The sequence below is a fragment of the Actinomadura sp. 7K534 genome, from assembly GCF_004348575.1.
Classification (GTDB): Bacteria; Actinomycetota; Actinomycetes; order Streptosporangiales; family Streptosporangiaceae; genus Spirillospora; species Spirillospora livida.
This window is the reverse complement of the sequence record NZ_SMKB01000491.1, coordinates 1-1150: the sequence shown is the minus strand read 5'-3', so window position 1 is coordinate 1150 and position 1150 is coordinate 1. Positions and strand designations below refer to the sequence as shown.

Sequence of the window (1150 nt, the reverse complement as noted above, 5' to 3'; positions counted from 1 at the left end):
ATCGAGGAGAGCGGCTTCCGCTCACTCGGCCTGGCCAGGGAGATCTCCCTGCACTGCCCGGACGACGTGGACGAGTGGGTGACCGAGCTGCAGATCGAGGTGACTGCGGCGTAGTGGAAACGGTCGATTTGGAAGGGCACCGGATCGAGCTGACCGGCTACTGCTACCGGATGCTCGGCTCCGGGTTCGAGGCCGAGGACGCGGTGCAGGAGGCGCTGCTGGCGGCGGCGGAGCACTGGCCGCGCGAGGGGGTGCCCGACCGGCCGGAGGCGTGGCTGATCCGGGTCGCGTCGCGGCGGATGACCGATCTGCTGCGCGGTGAGGCGGCGGCGCGGCGGCGGGAGGAGCGGGCGGCGGCGCGGGTCCCGCCGGACGAGCGGGTCGCGCCCGCCGCGGACGCCGCCGCGCCCGGCGACGACACGCTGACGCTGCTGCTGCTGTGCTGCCATCCGGCTTTGACGCCGCCGTCGCAGGTCGCGCTGACGCTGCGCGCGGCCGGGGGGCTGACCACGGCGGAGGTCGCGCGGGCGTTCCTGGTCCCGGAGGCGACGATGGCGCAGCGCATCGCCCGCGCCAAGCAGCGGATCCGCGCGGCGGGCGGCCGGTTCGCGATGCCGCCCGCGGGTGAGCGGGACGCGCGGGTCCGCGCCGTCCTGCGGGTGCTGTACCTGGTCTTCAACGAGGGGTACACGGCCAGTTCGGGGCCGGAGCTGCACCGCGCGGAGCTGACCGGGGAGGCGATCCGGCTGGCGCGGGAGCTGCACGGGCTGCTGCCGCGGGACGGGGAGGCCGCGGGGCTGCTGGCGCTGATGCTGCTGACCGACGCGCGCCGCCCGGCCCGCACCGCCGCGGACGGGAGCCTGGTCCCGCTGGCCGAGCAGGACCGCGGCCTGTGGGACCGGGCGTCGATCGCCGAGGGCACCGCGCTGGTCACCCGGGCGCTGGCGCGGGCGCGGCTCGGGCCGTACCAGGCGCAGGCGGCGATCGCGGCGGTGCACGCGGAGGCGGCCCGCGCGGAGGACACCGACTGGCCGCAGATCGTCGCGCTGTACGAGCTGCTGGAGCGGCTGGACCCGGGGCCGGTGGTGCGGCTCAACCACGCGGTCGCGGTGGCGATGGCGCGGGGGCCGCGGGCGGGGCTGGAGTTGCT

1 protein-coding gene is annotated in these 1150 nt (G+C 77.0%); it reads left to right on the top strand.

The window, feature by feature from the left end:
- Positions 1 to 170 precede the first annotated feature (170 nt).
- A partial coding sequence (locus E1266_RS37335; protein WP_132055308.1) for a DUF6596 domain-containing protein occupies positions 171 to 1150 on the top strand: 980 nt, incomplete at its 3' end.